Origin of the sequence: Chryseobacterium sp. SIMBA_028 (assembly GCF_046535285.1) — a bacterium.
GTDB lineage: Bacteria > Bacteroidota > Bacteroidia > Flavobacteriales > Weeksellaceae > Chryseobacterium.
This window is the reverse complement of the sequence record NZ_JAWRWZ010000615.1, coordinates 1-250: the sequence shown is the minus strand read 5'-3', so window position 1 is coordinate 250 and position 250 is coordinate 1. Positions and strand designations below refer to the sequence as shown.

1 protein-coding gene is annotated in these 250 nt (G+C 31.6%); it reads left to right on the top strand.

Annotation, left to right across the window (positions count from 1 at the left end; all coding sequences use genetic code 11):
• On the top strand, positions 1 to 208 hold a 208-nt coding region (locus SCA31_RS24690; RefSeq protein ID WP_410699596.1), incomplete at its 5' end, for a DUF4268 domain-containing protein.
• Positions 209 to 250: the final 42 nt, after the last annotated feature.

Genomic DNA, 250 nt, shown 5'->3' with positions numbered 1-250 from the left:
ATTAAAAGATTTCATTGGTGATTTTCATAAGGAAGAACATTTTACGCTCGAAAACGGAAAGGTGATCAGCAGAATCTGGATCGAAAAACACGGAGTTTCTGTTTTCAATAAAAATACATGGCAAGAAATTTTCGAATTTTTTGTAGAGAAAATGGATGGCTTTGAAAGGTTTTATTACGAATATGAAGATTTCATAAAAGACGTTTAAAGATTTCGTATAACCGCTCTCTTTGAATTGCTGGTAGAATTA